Origin of the sequence: Pseudomonas sp. MWU15-20650 (assembly GCF_023242475.1) — a bacterium.
Lineage (GTDB): Bacteria > Pseudomonadota > Gammaproteobacteria > Pseudomonadales > Pseudomonadaceae > Aquipseudomonas.
Genome location: NZ_JALJFG010000001.1, coordinates 357,019 through 371,905, shown reverse-complemented (window position 1 = coordinate 371,905; position 14,887 = coordinate 357,019). Strand labels below are relative to the sequence as shown.

Annotated in this window: 10 protein-coding genes and 1 pseudogene; 3 read left to right on the top strand and 8 right to left on the bottom strand. The window is 58.8% G+C overall.

Translation table 11 applies throughout. The features are described from left to right. Positions 1 to 47 precede the first annotated feature (47 nt). The 4 genes from M5B43_RS01650 to M5B43_RS01635 all read right to left on the bottom strand — a co-directional run bounded on the left by M5B43_RS01650 (position 48) and on the right by M5B43_RS01635 (position 5,915). Positions 48 to 809, bottom strand: coding sequence for a hypothetical protein (locus tag M5B43_RS01650; RefSeq protein WP_248748489.1), 762 nt, complete (start codon positions 807 to 809; stop codon positions 48 to 50). A gap of 1,749 nt (positions 810 to 2,558) precedes the next feature. Then, positions 2,559 to 3,449, bottom strand: a complete 891-nt coding sequence (locus M5B43_RS01645; RefSeq protein ID WP_248748488.1) for a TniB family NTP-binding protein — start codon at positions 3,447 to 3,449, stop codon at positions 2,559 to 2,561. Beyond that, positions 3,446 to 5,374, bottom strand: a complete 1,929-nt coding sequence (locus tag M5B43_RS01640; RefSeq protein ID WP_248748487.1) for a Mu transposase C-terminal domain-containing protein — start codon at positions 5,372 to 5,374, stop codon at positions 3,446 to 3,448. The genes M5B43_RS01645 and M5B43_RS01640 overlap by 4 nt, the downstream gene beginning before the upstream one ends. Then, positions 5,361 to 5,915, bottom strand: coding sequence for a TnsA endonuclease N-terminal domain-containing protein (locus M5B43_RS01635; RefSeq protein ID WP_315872754.1), 555 nt, complete (start codon positions 5,913 to 5,915; stop codon positions 5,361 to 5,363). The genes M5B43_RS01640 and M5B43_RS01635 overlap by 14 nt, the downstream gene beginning before the upstream one ends. Positions 5,916 to 6,170: 255 nt before the next feature. Here M5B43_RS01635 and M5B43_RS01630 point away from each other — a divergent pair. Continuing rightward, a pseudogene (locus tag M5B43_RS01630) lies at positions 6,171 to 6,824 on the top strand (ATP-binding protein); the annotation flags it as partial. 68 nt (positions 6,825 to 6,892) lie between these two features. Here M5B43_RS01630 and M5B43_RS01625 read toward each other — a convergent pair. Continuing rightward, positions 6,893 to 7,471, bottom strand: a complete 579-nt coding sequence (locus M5B43_RS01625; RefSeq protein ID WP_248748485.1) for a TetR family transcriptional regulator C-terminal domain-containing protein — start codon at positions 7,469 to 7,471, stop codon at positions 6,893 to 6,895. A gap of 111 nt (positions 7,472 to 7,582) precedes the next feature. Here M5B43_RS01625 and M5B43_RS01620 point away from each other — a divergent pair, with 111 nt between their 5' ends. Further along, positions 7,583 to 8,497: an ABC transporter six-transmembrane domain-containing protein gene (locus M5B43_RS01620; RefSeq protein WP_248748484.1), complete on the top strand. Its 915-nt coding sequence runs from the start codon at positions 7,583 to 7,585 to the stop codon at positions 8,495 to 8,497. Between the two features lie 3 nt (positions 8,498 to 8,500). Here the strand turns inward: M5B43_RS01620 and M5B43_RS01615 are convergent, their stop codons facing one another. Next, on the bottom strand, positions 8,501 to 10,477 hold the full coding sequence (locus M5B43_RS01615; protein ID WP_248748483.1) for a methyl-accepting chemotaxis protein: 1,977 nt from the start codon (positions 10,475 to 10,477) through the stop codon (positions 8,501 to 8,503). Between the two features lie 178 nt (positions 10,478 to 10,655). Next, positions 10,656 to 11,576, bottom strand: a complete 921-nt coding sequence (locus M5B43_RS01610) for a LysR substrate-binding domain-containing protein (RefSeq protein ID WP_248748482.1) — start codon at positions 11,574 to 11,576, stop codon at positions 10,656 to 10,658. Between the two features lie 152 nt (positions 11,577 to 11,728). On the opposite strand from M5B43_RS01610, the gene M5B43_RS01605 reads away from it, so the two are divergent. Further along, on the top strand, positions 11,729 to 13,132 hold the full coding sequence (locus M5B43_RS01605; protein ID WP_248748481.1) for a NorM family multidrug efflux MATE transporter: 1,404 nt from the start codon (positions 11,729 to 11,731) through the stop codon (positions 13,130 to 13,132). A 66-nt stretch (positions 13,133 to 13,198) separates the two neighbouring features. Here M5B43_RS01605 and M5B43_RS01600 read toward each other — a convergent pair whose 3' ends face one another. Beyond that, a complete protein-coding gene (locus tag M5B43_RS01600) occupies positions 13,199 to 14,863 on the bottom strand; it encodes a bifunctional diguanylate cyclase/phosphodiesterase (protein ID WP_248748480.1) in 1,665 nt (554 codons plus the stop codon). Positions 14,864 to 14,887: the final 24 nt, after the last annotated feature.

Below are 14,887 nucleotides of genomic sequence, written 5' to 3'. Positions count from 1 at the left end.
ATGGTCAGGTAGAATACAGAGAGATGGCTAAGTCCATGGATTACCCTTTAATCGACGATGGGTCGCTCATAGGTGCCCGCTGATGGCACCCACAGCACCCCTTGTGGGCATTCAATGTTGAATCCTGCAGTCCCTTGATAGGTTGCCGGAACATAAACCAGTGCCTTGCGACTGATCCTGCCGATACCATGAAAATAGGCCAAGGCCTTAGCAATCCATCGAGACTCAAAATCACTTGTCTCGTCACGTTGTGGCAGCAACTCGACAAGCTCTCGCTCGCGTTTCGCTAGCTTCTGCTGTCTTGCCCAATTCGCATCCGGACGAGAGTTCAGTCCCGCGCTGTAAACCCTGTTCAAGTACCCGATGAACCCGGTGACACTTGCCACCGCCCCCGGCGACTTACGCCAATAACTATCGAGCGCTTTCTGGTCAACCATGGCGCCGGCCTTCAGCCGCGAGTGTCCCAGCAAATCAGAGGCAGATCGTAAAGCGAGCCTGGTTGATCTTAGGCTAATGTCACCGGCCGCCAAGCGGCTTTGCAGCATGCGGTAATAACCGACAATCAATTGCTCGGGCCAGAGTTCTCGGGGTTGCTCCATGATGCCCTGCACACGTCGCTGCTCAGAATCTGTTTCGCGGGCCAGCGCGCACATCATTAAACCGTCGAGCTCGCTCAGCCAACGCATGGGAACGCGTGCACGGCGCAATCCTTCAGCCGAGAAATGCCGCAGCAATTCAACGTACGGAGGCACATCCTGCCAGACGTTTTCGAGTTCTTTGAAGAACTTGTAATAAGTGTTGATCTTCAAGGCTCCCGCCTTGGGACCAAGCTCAAGCAAAGCCCAACTTCCGAATCGCTGAAACCGCTGCGCCATGGATTGAACGCTCAATCCGGCAACATTAATTGCCAAGCGCTTGTGGAAGGTTCTCTCCCAATAGCATTGCTCACATTCTTCGCCACGCCCGGCTGGTGTACTGACACGACAAGTCACACACGCATGCACACCTGCTGTGATGCAGACCTTGCAGCGCCGGCGACCATCAGATCCCGCAATCAGTACGCGATGTCGCCGGCAGTCAGGACATGTCTCGGCAGCAGGACCACGGCATTTTGGGCAGAGCAATTTGCCAGTCAGCGTATTCCTCGCTACTCGCTGTGAATGCGTCCCGCAGGATTCGCAGATTGCCGACTCACGAAAGTGCACCGCGCAAGGCTTGCACACAGCCCCATATGGGGTAATTCGCCCGACTTTGAAATCGACCTTGTTGCATCGGGCACATGGCCCACTCCTCAAACAGGCGCTGCAGCGAGCGGCCTTATCAAATGTCGGAAGCCTGGAGAAATTGCCGCAGCCAGGACAGAGTCGACGCTTGAACAGCCGTGGATAGCAGTTCCCGCAATAGCGCTTTTCTTGGTAAATCCTTTTGGGCTGCTCAATGGCACGGCCACAGCCGTCGCATTCACAGCGATCCAAATGCTCAACAGATGCCACGTCGTCTGACCTTTCGTTTCAGTCGCAACCACATACGCAGCGTCTGCGCGGGGCTACTGGTAAGTTCACGGCCAACACCACTCATCAAATGATGTCCAGGCGACCGCAGTGCTGCGACCAAATCCAGCAGAACTGGGGGCGCACTACTGGGGGAGAAATGCAGAGTCGAGGCTGGAAGTGATTCATGTCGTGCTGCTTCGATAAACGTTCGTGGCCCGGCTGACATTATCACCCACACGATGCTGAGCAGCACAGAGCGTTCAGCGGGAGAAAGGTATTCAAAGGGTAAACCCAATGGGATCGGTTGAAGGGACTCAAGCGGTATGCCCAGTGATTGAAAGAAACGTCCGGCAGCAGCGCTATGGCGACGTATTGCTACCTGGGCAAAACTCACCATGGTTCGAGCGATAGCTAACCAATCGCGTAAATCGAGAGACGATATTCCGTAAAGGGGGCGCAGGCCAATGCTTTCGTCTACGTACCTCTGAAAAGCCAGCGCAGCTTCTGCAGCAGGGCTCCGAGCTCCACCGCTTAACGCAGCACCGCACCTATGGCAGTCGCTGAACATGGCACCGGCTCTTAGTTGCTCCGGCTGCAGAGGAGCCAGACAACGTCCACACCGATCAACAAGCTCTACTCCATGGATAGGGCAGCAGGTATGCCAGGCCAAGCGCGATTGAATGCAGTACCGCGAGTTGTATTGCGCAATGCAATCTGGGCAGCATTGCAGCCCCCCACTATGATACCCCCCTCTGCAGCCCAGCACTGTTAGCCATGGCCAATTCCCACGCGGCAGTCTGTCCGGACGATGCACAATCGAAGACATCGCATGCCCAAGGGTAGCGAACTGCAGACTCGCGCAAGGTACACCCGACAGCCGGCTCAGAACCGCAAGCCTATTCTCTGCCACAGTTCGACCCAGGTCACTTGCCCAAGCTCTAAAGCCAGGCCATGCGATTGCGGTCAACGCTGCTGGGGAGCAGCCGTGAGCAAGTGCCATCCTGACAATCCACGAAGTCAGAAGCTCGTCGGCGAGCAGCGGTTTACTGAGAGGCCAGATCGAGTTTACAGGGCCTGCTCCCGGATGCCACGAGTAGGACGTAACCATGACATGCTCTCGATAAGTTCTATCTCAATGCACTCCTTACCAGAAGCTATGGCCTGCTTCGTACACTCCATCAGAAGGCGGTGCACATTCCCGAGATTTCCGCCGGAAATGGCGTGTATACGCCGAGCTTTGTCTGGATGTGCCAACCCAGAGGGCTTCTTCAGCGGCAGTACCGACTCAAACCCTTTGAGTATGCGCTGGAATTCGGGATCAAGCTTCCACTGATCGAGTTTGATGACATCGAAGCGACTGGCATGTTGTGGGTCATGATGAAGGATACGAACGGCATCCGTTGTTCCGACGCCAATGATCGGTATTACCAGTTCATTGCAGAGCGACTTCAAGGCGTTCATCACCTCACGTTGCTTGATCGCAGAGCCCGTCAGCAACGAATGAAACTCATCAATGATCAGCATTCTGACCCTGAGCTCACGGAAAGAATGGATCACTTGGTAACGCAATGCCAACTTGGTATCCGTGATTCTGTAAGGCATCCATAGCTGCTCCAACAAAGCCACATACAGCGCCTTCTCGTCAGCAGCCGAAGGTGCCTCCGCAAGAATCAACGGGCGGACCGGGTCATCATTTTCGTCGACGTACCCTTCACCATGCGTTTTCTGGAAGCGCCGAATGATGGTCGTCTTGCCGTTGTTGGAATCGCCCACAATCAGCAGATTAGGCATTCGCGCTCGCTTGGGCATGACGATCAGGTCATTAAGCGTATCCAGGATCGTACGAGCCGATGCATACCCGATCCAGCGCTCCTCTCCCATGAAAAGGATCCGTTCCCGGTCACTCAGCTGCAACACCGGTCGAAAATCAGAATGGATGTGTTCGTATGTGCTCATTCGACTTCACCTGTCGATTCGACCTCCGAAAGCATAAGTAGGTCAGAATCCTCCTGAATGGGCTCCAGTACCAGCTTCGCAACGGGCTTGCTCGGTTGGGCCGGCGTACCCTTCCTGCTGTGGGTACGACTCTTCTGAGCGTCTTTGCGGGCTTTCTTGCTGTTCGCGGACGCCTCTTGGACAAGCTTTCGGTTTTCGACGGCGTACTCGGCGATCAACGCATCGTCTATGTTCTCGCGCCCTTCGCTGACAGCTTTGTCCTTGGCAGCGTGATACTCCCAGAGGGTTACCGCAGGAAATGCCTGGTATGAGGCCGGCACTCGAAAGTATTGCTTCAGAACAGGGTCGTAGAACCAAATGACGCTTACATCCCTAGGATCCCGCCTGAAGAGCAGTTTGAGAGCCTTTCCGGTCGCGGGATCCTTTTGATTGATCCAATGACGCAGCGCCTCGGAGTAGTAGAACAGATCCCACTGCACACCATACGTCTGCACTGTCCTGCGAACAGATGGGAGGAAGTCCAGCTGTACCGCCAAAGGATCCGTCGGTCGCGCCGGCACGCTGATCAGGGGATCTACCTCCCGATTGCCGAAGAATGCCAACTGCCACTTGCGAGCTGGGCTCATGTGGAGCTTTTTATGGTAGGTCTGGTGGTACTTCAGAATTGACCGAACCAGCCATACCTCGAATTCCGCCATTGTGAGAACGGCTTTAGCATCCGAGTCATAGCCCTCACGCTCCTGAGGGTTACTGAAGGTGGTTCCCGGTAGCTCGTGCACCATTCTCATGAAGGTACCAAGCACCCGCTCAATTCGACCACCGTACTTTGGAACCTTGGATGGTCGGAAGACGCTGTCTATCCCGTAGTTCTTGCAAGAATCTACGATGTTCTGCGCCCTGAAGTCTGCACCGTTATCAGTGTGAATCGTGCGCGGAAAGCCCCATACCGGCCACTCTCCACGGATGTCGTGGGCAGCCAGCCAGGCTTCCTTGGGCAAAATCGAATGTGCGATGCACATCGCCACAGATGTCTCGGAAGGCGACTCGAACGCCAAGTAGTAGCCAACGATCATGCAGGAGTAGATGTCGATGGCAAGGGTGAGCCATGGCCGACCAATTGGCTTGCGATGGCGCTCGTCCACCACAATGAGATTGACCGGGGTATGGTCGATCTGCACAACGGCTAGGGGATAGCCTTCGTCTGGAAACTGACCGACTGAAGGTGTGTGTCTATTGTTCGCCTGCTCGGCATATCCGCGCCGGCGAAGCTTCACCACCTCGGGAATCTGTCGGATCCGGGCCCTGATGGCGGATGCACCCGGAGGCTGAATGTCTAGCACTCGCGCTCTACGTTCGACTTCCGAAATGGTGGACTGAACCGTGTACCTTTGCTCAGTCAGGTAGTAATCAGCCAGCACCTCTTGTACGAGCTTTTCTCCTTCAACAGAAAGACGCGTACTGCCCTCACGCCATCCTCGTTTGCGCGGTACGAGAGCCAAGACCTCATTCCATCGATTGTAGCGATCTAGCCAACGATAAAGGGTTGCCGGGCTGATTCCTGTCGCCTTCGCACGCGCCGCAACGGTTTCTTTGGATAAGACCGTGTTGCCTAGCAACGGCAGAATTGCGGAGTAACGCTTTTGCGCAATAGCCCAGGCATCTGAGCTGATGCTGCTGATATCGTGGTTAACGTATAGGCCGTCCAGTTTTTCCGCATCCACAGCCCTAAGGTCCAGAATCTGTAGAGCCGTACTGCGACCGGTCTCGACCTCCGTCGCGATCACCGTTTGCAGATCCAAGATCTGAACAATCCGGTAGACCTGCCTGTCTCGCCGCACCATCGCGCCGACCTCAATGGCAACGCGAGACCGAACGGGCTCAAACGGGACCAGATGCTCGCTGGTGTCGTCTTCATACAGTTTCATGATCAGGCACCCAGAGTTCGAGGTCATGATTCAGCGGTTCAGTAATGTCGCAGTCAACCTGACGCGTGGCGATCAGGTGCCACAGTAGCGATACGCCCCGATCGCGGAAAATACCGTTGAAATGCCGTGCCAGGAGGTAGTGCACCGGAGCAACTTCCATCTCGTGCAGCGTATTCAGCACTGTATCGATGTCACTTTGTTCAAAGATCATTCGCTCAAAGCGCTCGAGGAACACAATGTTTTCGAGCGGAAGGCCACGAATCCGCGACTCGTCATAAATGCGGAACTGCCACCCCTGGCTACGAGCCAACCGGCGTGCTTCCTTCCACTTGCCTGACCAGGCTCGCCAGTTCTCTACCCATTGTTCCCTCGGTTTTACCTCCACAAGCAGCGGCCGTAGCACGCCAAAGTAAGGCAAGTTCTGCTGGTGGTAAAAAACAAGATAATCAGGCGTGTAGATCTGCGGGCGTCCTAGGGAGTCGGAGAAAGGAACCTCGACCGGTTGGGAGATAACCGACTCAACCTGGTGAGAGAAGCGCATACGCTTCAGAAAGTCTCTTTCCAATGACGACTCAAAAGCGACCCCACCTAGCCCTTTGAAAGCCATCACTCCTGAAATGCTGCGGCGAGTCGGCTTGATCTTCCGAACCGGCTTAATCTGGTCGCATCTATTTCCGATCATTTTCTATCTGGTCTCATTTATTACCGACAAGCTTCTCAGTAATTTCAGAAGGTTTTGATGGCCAATAGCGGCCTCTAGCGTAGCTACTTATCATGTATTTCGAAAGCCTACAGCGGGTCAAAACCGCAACCGGGGGAGATCACCCTCGCCCACCATGGCGTTTTGTTTCTGGACGAGTTGCCGGAGTTCGATCGCAAGGTCCTGGAGGTGCTGCGCGAGCCGTTGGAGTCCGGGCATATCGTGATTTCCCGCGCGCGCGACCGAGTGAGCTTCCCTGCACGCTTTCAACTGGTCGCGGCCATGAACCCCTGCCCCTGCGGCTATTTGGGTGAACCCAGTGGGCGCTGTCGATGTACGCCGGAGCAGATTCAGCGCTATCGCAATAAACTCTCGGGGCCGTTGCTCGACCGGATCGACTTGCACCTGACCGTGGCTCGGGAAACCACCGCGCTGAACCCAACCCAGCAGGTCGGTGATGACACAGCGAAGGCATCCGCCCAGGTGGCCGAGGCCCGGGAGCGCCAGCGAAAACGCCAGGGCTGCGCCAATGCCTTCCTCGATCTGCCAGGGTTACGCAAACACTGCCAACTGGCGAAAGCCGATGAAGGCTGGCTGGAAAGCGCCTGCGAGCGGCTGACGTTATCGCTGCGCGCGGCTCATCGCTTGCTCAAAGTGGCGCGCACGTTGGCCGACCTCGAACGGGTTGAGAACATCGCCCGGCATCATTTAGCCGAGGCGCTGCAGTACCGGCCTGCGGCGGTGGGCTAGTCTGAAAGCGCAAAATTTTGGCAAGCCCACGGTCGTGGTGAGCGGGCCGTCGCAAGGTGTATGAGTGCCTATGCGGGGAAATCCAGCAACAGCCTCGCCACTTCCATGACCTCGTCCAACACCGCCTCTGCCGACTCGGTGGATGGATTCAGCATCAGGTCATCGGCATAACCCATCGCCAGAGCGAAGATCTGCCGGGCAGCGCGCCGGGCCGAATCACAACGGAAAACGCCAGCCGCGAGACCCCGCTCGATTACCTCAGCAAGCATGCCTTGCCACTGGGCGTTGATCACCAAGTAAGTCTGGGCCATTTGCGGATCGTGCATGGCCTCATCCCAGGCATCCAGCCATAGCGCCCAACCCGCATCGGCGGTGCTCGGCAGGCAGTCGCGCAAGAACCCAGCCAGTGCCTCCAGCGGTGGCGCATCCGCCAACGGCCCGCGCACTTCATCCAATTGTTCATTGGCAAAACGCACAAAGGCTTCGCGGCGCAGCTCATTCCAGTCGCTGAAATAGTGATAGACATGGCTGCGCGACAACCCGGCATGTTCGGCCAAGTCTCGGGTGGAAACATCGGCAAAGCCCTTGCTGCGAAACAGCTCCAGGGCAGCGGCGATGATCTGGTCTTTACGGTCGATACGCGACATGGCAGTTCCTTCGAGCGACGGTAGATAAGCGGCGCTTGCTTTTTGAGCGATCGCTCAAGGATACTTGAGCAGTCGCTCAATAATAGCGCCTATCACTCCCTCGGTGCAGCCATGTCATCCGTCACTCCGCAAATTCTGATCGAAGAAAGTAAGAAAATCGGCCAACAATCCGCCAGCCAGACGCTCAAGGCCATTGCCAAAGCCTATCCCGGCAAGCTGTTCTGTACGCTGTCGCTGGTGGCGCTGGAGAACGCGCTGCTGCTGGCTTACCCGCTGTTTGCCGGGTTCGCGGTGGATTCAATTATCCGCGGCGATGCCACCAGTGCGTTGTTCTACGCCGCTGTGGTCATGGCGTTCTGGGTGGTCGGGGCTGCGCGGCGTGCGCTCGACACGCGCACGTTTACACGCATCTACGCCGACCTTGCGGTGCCGGTCATCCTCAACCAGCGCCAGCAGAATCACAGCACCTCGAAATCGGCGGCACGGGTGGTGCTTGCACGGGAGTTTGTCGACTTCTTTGAAAAGCACGTGCCAATCATAGCCACGGCGTTGGTGTCGATTGTGGGCGCGGCGGTGATGCTGATCGTGATTGAGCCCTGGGTAGGTATGGCGTGCCTGGCCGCACTGCTGCTGTGCATCACCTTGTTGCCACGCTTTGCCCAACGTAATCAGGAGTTGCACGAGCGCCTGAACAACCGTTTGGAGAAAGAAATTGGCCTGGTAGAAAAGGTTGGCGCTCCGACCCTGCGACGCCACTACCAGGTACTGTCACGCCTGCGCATCTGGCTTTCAGACCGCGAGGCCGCGGCGTACTTGTTCCTCGGCGCGCTTGCAGCCGTGCTGTTTGTAGTCGCGATCAGCCAGCTGGCCTTGTCCCCAGCGGTCAAGGCCGGTCACATCTACGCGGTCATGACTTACCTGTGGACCTTCGTCACCAGCATGGACGAAGCGCCAGGCATGGTCGACCAACTGGCGCGGCTCAAGGATATTGGTAAACGCGTGGATCCTGGGCTCGGGGATCACTAAGCCTCAACGAAACCTATCCACCTCGTGGCGCAGGCTCGCCGCCAAGGTCTCCAGCTCCTTGGCGGTAATCGCCAGGTTGGAGACCACTTCGCGCTGCTCGCTGTTGGCCAGCGCGATGCTCTGCAGGTTACTGCTGAGCAAGGTCGCGGTGCTGCTCTGCTCCTGGGTCGCGGTGGTGATCGCGGCGAACTGCTGGCCGGCCGAGCGGCTTTGCTCATCGATGCGCGCCAGGGCCGAGGCCACGTCGGCGTTACGCGACAAGCCTTCCTGCATCAGCACATTGCCGTGTTCCATGGTGCTGATGGCGTTGCCGGTTTCCTGCTGGATGCTTTGGATCATCCCGGAAATTTCATCGGTCGCTTGGCGGGTACGCGATGCCAGGTTACGCACTTCGTCGGCAACCACGGCAAAACCACGGCCTTGTTCACCGGCCCGCGCGGCTTCGATGGCGGCATTGAGCGCCAACAGGTTGGTCTGCTCGGCGATTGAGGTAATCACGCCGACGATCCCGCCGATTTCCTGGGAGCGCTGGCCCAAGGTGTTGATCACCGTAGCGGTGCTGTTCAGGGCGGTGGCGATATGTTCCAGCGACGACGACGCCTCTTGCATCGACGTACGACCGATACGGGTCTGCTGGGCGTTTTCCTGGGCCAGGCGTTCGGTACTGCCCATGTTGTCGGCGATGTTCAGGGAAGTGGCGCTGAACTCTTCTACCGCGCCGGCCATGCTGGTGATCTCGCCCGATTGCTGCTCCATGCCTTCATAAGCGCCACCGGACAGGCCGGATAACGCCTGGGCACGGCTGTTGACCTCTTCGGCCGCCCTGCGGATATGCGAAACCATGGTCGACAGCGCTTCACCCATCTGGTTGAAGCTGCCGGCCAGTTGGCCGATTTCGTCATGGCTGGACACATTCAGGCGCGCACTCAAGTCACCTGCGCCGAGGGCTTCGGCTTGGCGTACCAGCTCGCTCAAGGGCTGCAATTTGCTGCGCAGCAGCCACACTGCCGCGCCCACTGCCAGCAACATCGCCAACACGCTGCCAATCACCAGGCGAATACCCACCGCCCACGTCACCGCACGAATCTCCGACTTCGGCATAGTCGCCACCACCGACCACGGGCCACCGTCGAACGGCACCGAGACGCTGTAGAAGTCTTCGTTCTTGTCGCTCCAGAAGCGCCCTTCGCCAGGCTTTTTTGCCAGGTCGAGCATCAACGGGATCGCCTGATCCGGCGCCTGCACGCCTGCCGGCGGCACCAGCCAGTGTTTCTGCTCATCCAGCAACGCCAGGGAGCCCGTCTGGCCGATACGAAAACGCTTGAGGTTGTCGAACTGGGCGCTCTGGGCGTCGGTGTAGTCAAAGCCGACAAACAGCACGGCAATAACCTTGCCGCCGGCATCACGCACGGGCGTGTACTGGGTCATGTAGGAGCGTTCGAAAAGCACCGCACGGCCAACGTAGCTCTGCCCGGTGAGCAGACGTTGATAAGCCGGATGCTGATGGTCCAGGGCCGTACCGATCGCACGGCTGCCATCTTGCTTGGTCAGGGATGTACTGATGCGGATGAAGTCTTCGCCGCTGCGCACGAACACTGTGGCCACCCCGCCAGAGGTGTCCTTGAATTCATCGACTTCAGCAAAATCGTTGTTCAACACCTCGCCGCCCAGGAACAGGCTCGGGGTCTGCACACCGGCCACTGTGACCTGCTGGTCTGGCCGCACGCTCAAACCGGCGCCGAAACGCTTTTCAAACAGCCCGCTCAAACGCTGGGTACTTTCGCGCAAGGTGCTGTGGAAGGTATTGAGTTGATCGGCCAGCAAACGGGCCTCGCTGGCCAGGTGCTCCTCACGGGTGTCGAGGTTGGCGGAGTCGAGGGAGCGCAGGGCAAAGACGGTACTGCCACTGATGACGACCGCCAGAATAACGGCCAAGGCAAAGCCTAACTGCGAGGCGATCCGAGCGCGAGGTTGAGACATGACAGCTCCTGGCCGAGGCCAGGATCATCCTGATCTCATAGCGCTGTTCGGCAAATTATCAAGTGGGAAACGTTGGTGCACGATGGTTCCAACCCCCCTTTATTCGGCGGATGTCGGCAATACTTGAGCGAACCGCAAGGGTATCCCGCAAACGATTGCACCAACGGTCTGTATCCACTCAATCAAGGCGTTCGACCGGGGGCAGTTCCATCGCTTTGACTTCACCTTGAAGAAACTCCGCCAATCGCCGCAGACGCTCCCCGCCCGGACGGGTTTTCGGCCACACCAGATAGTAATTTTCCCCACTGGCTACTGCCGTCGGCCACGGCAGGCTCAATCGCCCTTGGGCAACGTCTTCGGCCACCATCAACAGGTCACCCATGGAAACCCCATAACCCCGGGCTGCAGCGATCATGCCCAGTTCCAGGGTGTCGAATACCTGCCCGCCCTTGAGTGAAACCTGGGACGACAACCCCATGCGTTCCAGCCAATTGCGCCAGTCGCGGCGGTCGGGCGTGGGGTGCAGCAGCTCGGCACTGGCCAGGCGCGCGGCGTCCCACGGGCCATCGCTCAACAGGTTCGGCGCCCCTACGGGGATCAGCAATTCGGGGAACAGGTAGCTGGCCTCCCAGTCCGCCGGAAAATGCCCATGGCTCAATAGCACCGCGCAGTCGAAAGGCTCTTGGTTGAAATCCACCTCATCCACGCTCATCCACGCGCTGGTCAGTTGCACTTCATTGCCTGGCTGCAACGCCCGGAAGCGGCTCAACCGCGCCAGCAGCCAGCGCATGGTCAAGGTGGAAGGTGCTTTCATGCGTAGGATGTCATCTTCGGCATTCAAGGTATGGCAAGCACGCTCAAGCGCGGCAAACCCCTCACGCACGCCGGGCAACAACAGGCGCGCCGCTTCGGTGAGTTGCAGGTTGCGGCCGCTGCGCTGGAACAGGCGGCAAGCGAAATGCTCTTCAAGTGTGCGGATATGTCGGCTGACCGCACTCTGCGTAATGGAAAGCTCCTCTGCCGCGCGGGTGAAGGAGTTGTGCCGCGAAGCGGCTTCAAATGCACGCAGGGCATACAGCGGAGGAAGGCGACGAGACATAGGGAAAGCTCCGACAGCACGATACCAAAACCCTACCAGAATCAAACAGACATGAGTTTTAATCATGCAAACGATCGCTTTTATCCTTTTGTGCAATGCGCTGAAAGCGCCGAGAATCGACCCTCTCCCAACTCTCTGACTTTTCGAGCGTGATGATCATGCAACATCCGGCGCGTAGCGAACTCTGGGCCATTCTGCGGCTGTCGGGGCCGTTGATTGCCTCTCAGTTGGCGCACATGCTGATGGTGCTGACCGACACTCTGATGATGGCTCGCCTGAGCCCCGAAGCCCTGGCCGGTGGCGGCCTTGGCGCGGCGAGCTATTCGTTCGTGGCGATTTTCTGCATCGGTGTGATTGCGGCCGTGGGCACCCTGGTGGCAATCCGTCACGGCGCGGGCGACATCGAAGGCGCCACCCGCCTGACCCAGGCCGGGCTGTGGCTCGCCTGGCTGATGGCCCTGGCAGCGGCGCTGCTGCTGTGGAACTTGAAGCCGGTGCTGCTGATGTTCGGCCAGACCGAAACCAATGTGCACGCGGCGGGGCAATTCCTGACGATCCTGCCGTTTGCCCTGCCCGGCTACCTGAGCTTCATGGCGCTGCGCGGCTTTACCAGTGCCATCGGCAAGGCAACCCCGGTGATGGTGATCAGCCTGTGCGGCACCGTGGTCAATTACCTGCTCAACCACGCATTGATCGAAGGCATGTTTGGCTTGCCGAAACTGGGCCTGATGGGGATTGGCCTGGTCACGGCCATCGTCGCCAATGGCATGGCGCTGGCACTGATGTGGTACATCCGCAGCAACCGCGCCTATGCTGCCTACCCGTTGGGTACCGGCCTGCTGCGTCTGAATACCCAGTATTTACGTGAACTGTGGCGCCTGGGCCTGCCGATTGGCGGCACCTATGCGGTGGAAGTCGGGCTGTTCGCCTTTGCGGCGCTGTGCATGGGCACCATGGGCAGTACGCAATTGGCTGCGCACCAGATTGCCCTGCAAATCGTGTCAGTCGCGTTCATGGTGCCGGCGGGGATGTCCTACGCAGTGACCATGCGCATCGGCCAGCATTACGGTGCCGGGCAGTTGCTGCTGGCGCGCGTGGCCGGACGGGTCGGTATCGGCTTTGGCGCAGCGGTGATGCTGGGGTTTGCCGCCGTGCTGTGGCTGTTTTCCGACCCGCTGATCGGGCTGTTCCTCGACCATAACGACCCGGCCTTCCATGATGTCATCGTCCTGGCCGTGAGCCTGCTGGCCGTCGCCGCCTGGTTTGAGCTGTTCGACGGCGTGCAAACCATCGCCATGGGCTGCATCCGTGGGCTCAAGGATGCCAAGACCACCTTTCTGGTGGGCTTAGGCTGCTATTGGCTGATCGGCGCACCCTCGGCGTGGTTGATGGCCTTCACCCTGGGCTGGGGCCCAACCGGCGTGTGGTGGGGTTTGGCGCTGGGCCTGGCCTGTGCGGCCGTCAGCCTGACGTGGGCGTTTGAAGCGAAGATGACGCGGATGATTCGCCGGGAGCCTGAAGCTCATGGTTCGTTTCAAGCCGCACAGACAGAGTGAGGGCCTCACTCAGCAATCGGGGGCAAGCCCCCTCCCACCGGTTTGATCGGGTTTACCGCCGGATGTCTAGCCAAGCAATGCCTGTTGGCTTTTGCCAAACATCAGGTACTCCACCAACTCCGCCAACGGGAGCGGCTTGCTGATCAGGTAACCCTGGGCCTGATCGCAACCGAACAACCGCAAAAGCGCCAGCTGCTCTGGCGTTTCCACGCCTTCGGCCACCACTTCCAGGTTGAGGTTGTGCGCCAGGTTGATCATGGCGTGCACCAACTTGCGGTTTTCTTCGCGCTCTTCCATGCCGCCCACAAAGCTCTTGTCGATCTTCAACAAGGCAATCGGCAGGCTGTTGAGGTGCACGAACGATGAGAAACCGGTCCCGAAGTCATCCAGGGAAAACCGCACACCCAGCCGACCAAGGGCATCCATGGTTTGCTTGACCAGGTCACTGCGACGCATCACGGCGGTTTCAGTCAGTTCGAACTCCAGCCATTGCGCTTCCACGCCACGCTCGGCGATCAACCGGCTGAGGGTCGAGAGCAATTGGCTGTCCTGGAACTGACGAAACGACAGGTTGACCGCCATGTGCAGCGCCGGCAGGCCGCGCTCGCGCAGGTCTTGCATATCGCGCAGGGCCCGGGAAATCACCCAGTAACCCAACGGTACGATCAGGCCACTCTGTTCGGCCAGGGGCACGAATTCGCTGGGCGGCAACAACCCGCGTTCGCCGTGGCGCCAACGCACCAGCGCTTCCAGGCCGACGATATGGCCGTCGTCCAAGTCCAGGCGCGGCTGGTAATGCAGCTCCAACTCATCGCGGCGCAAGGCTCGGCGCAGTTCGCTTTCCAGGTCGGCCAGGCTGCGGGCGTTGCGGTTGATGCGTTCATTGAAGATATGAAAGGTGCAGCCCTGGGTGCTTTTGGCCTGCTGCATGGCGATATGCGCATGCCACATCAGCGGGTCCGCACCGGCACGGGCGCGAGCATGTGCCACGCCCAGGCTGCAGCCAATCAGCAGGCTTTCACCATCGACCCAATAGGGCTCGGCCATCACTTCGGTAATACGTTCAGCCATCCATTCGGCGCGCTGGGGCGCACGGCGGGTATCAATCAGCAAGGCGAATTCATCGCTGCCCAGCCGCGCCAGTTGATCCCCGGCTTCAAGCTGGCTCTTGAGCCGCGACACCACTTGCAGGATCAAACGGTCACCGGCCTGGTGGCCCAGGGCATCGTTGGCGTGGCGGAAGTTATCAAGGTCCAGATGGCCGAGGGCCAAGCCGCGGCCTTCGTTTTCCACCAGCCGCGCCGCCAGCAAGGTCTGAAAACCCTGGCGGTTGGCGATCCCGGTGAGCGGGTCTTGTTCGGCCAGGCGCTGCAAGGTGCTCTCCAACACACCCCGCTCGCGCACATGGCGCAAACAGCGACGCAATGTATCGGCGTCCAATACATTAAGGGTCAGCCAATCACTCACACCGATCGGCGAAACCAGCGGCTCCTGCTCCAGCAGCAACACGCACGGCAAGCTGCAACGGCCGGGCGCGGGTTGCAGGCTGGGCGTGGTCAGTAGCACCGCCGTCTGGTCATCATCGAATAAACGACTCACCGAGTCCCAGTTGGGCGCACTGATCAGCACAGCCCCATCGCCCATCGGCGCCAGGCACTCGCGCAATAACGCTGCCCACACTGGCTCATCGGCCAGAAGCAGCAAACGCAAGGGTTCGACAGGCGTAGACAAGCTAGCTCCCTAGACTCTGCAAAA

What these genes read in the sequence shown, in the direction of transcription:
- M5B43_RS01645 (WP_248748488.1), bottom strand. Translation starts at nt 3,449, where the DNA reads ATGAGCACATACGAACACATCCATTCTGATTTTCGACCGGTGTTGCAG.
- M5B43_RS01640 (WP_248748487.1), bottom strand. Translation starts at nt 5,374, where the DNA reads ATGAAACTGTATGAAGACGACACCAGCGAGCATCTGGTCCCGTTTGAG.
- M5B43_RS01635 (WP_315872754.1), bottom strand. Translation starts at nt 5,915, where the DNA reads ATGCGCTTCTCTCACCAGGTTGAGTCGGTTATCTCCCAACCGGTCGAG.
- M5B43_RS01625 (WP_248748485.1), bottom strand. Translation starts at nt 7,471, where the DNA reads ATGTCGCGTATCGACCGTAAAGACCAGATCATCGCCGCTGCCCTGGAG.
- M5B43_RS01620 (WP_248748484.1), top strand. Translation starts at nt 7,583, where the DNA reads ATGTCATCCGTCACTCCGCAAATTCTGATCGAAGAAAGTAAGAAAATC.
- M5B43_RS01615 (WP_248748483.1), bottom strand. Translation starts at nt 10,477, where the DNA reads ATGTCTCAACCTCGCGCTCGGATCGCCTCGCAGTTAGGCTTTGCCTTG.
- M5B43_RS01610 (WP_248748482.1), bottom strand. Translation starts at nt 11,576, where the DNA reads ATGTCTCGTCGCCTTCCTCCGCTGTATGCCCTGCGTGCATTTGAAGCC.
- M5B43_RS01605 (WP_248748481.1), top strand. Translation starts at nt 11,729, where the DNA reads ATGATCATGCAACATCCGGCGCGTAGCGAACTCTGGGCCATTCTGCGG.